A 700-nucleotide genomic window follows, 5' to 3' on the forward strand; every position below is an offset into this window, starting at 1 on the left:
GTGGCCGAGGCGTTGTTGGTGTTCTCCAGCAGGTCGCGGGCCTGCGACAGGCTGGGAGCCAGGGCCAGGCCGGCGGCGATGGCAAGGGCGGGGAGAGCGGCAATGCGGATCATGGTGGTCGTCCTTCAGAGCAGTGGTGCAGGCCGTGCCTGCGGGGTTGCCCGGAAGATGACCTCTGTACCGATCGATTTGAAACGCGTTTTCCGAATTCCCGATATCGGTTTGAATGATAGGTTGCGCGCTACTCTTCCCCTGCCCTCTCGGCGGCCATGATCGCCGCCAGCCCCTCGCGGTAGCTGGGATACCGCCAGGCCAGGCCCAGCGCTGCCCGGGTGGCCGCGCTCGCGACCCGCCGGTTCTCCGCCCAGAAGCTGGCGCCCATCGGCGACATGGCGGCCAGCGCCTGGGCGAAGGGCACCAGCGGCGGCGGGGCGACGCCCAGCAGCCGCGCGGCCTCGGCCACCACATCGGCATTGGCTGCGGGCTCGTCGTCGGCCAGGTGCAGCACCCGGGCGCCCGTGGCCGGCGAGGCGGCCGCCGCCAGCACCGCGGCGGCGATGTCCTCGACATGGATGCGGGCGAAATGGTGCCCGGGCTTCTCGACCCGCCGCGCCCGGCCGGCCCGCACCTCATCCAGCACGCTGCGCCCGGGACCATAGATCCCGGCGGTGCGGAACAGTTCCAGCGCCATGCCGCGGCG

Annotated in this window: 1 protein-coding gene; it reads right to left on the reverse strand. The window is 71.9% G+C overall.

Features of this window, described 5'->3' with window-relative positions:
- Window positions 1–241: 241 nt before the first annotated feature.
- Window positions 242–700 (reverse strand): Rossmann-fold NAD(P)-binding domain-containing protein (locus tag BKE38_RS29330; protein ID WP_474104356.1); only part of this gene is annotated, 459 nt, incomplete at its 5' end.

It is taken from the genome of Teichococcus deserti, assembly GCF_001982615.1.
Classification (GTDB): Bacteria; Pseudomonadota; Alphaproteobacteria; order Acetobacterales; family Acetobacteraceae; genus Pseudoroseomonas; species Pseudoroseomonas deserti.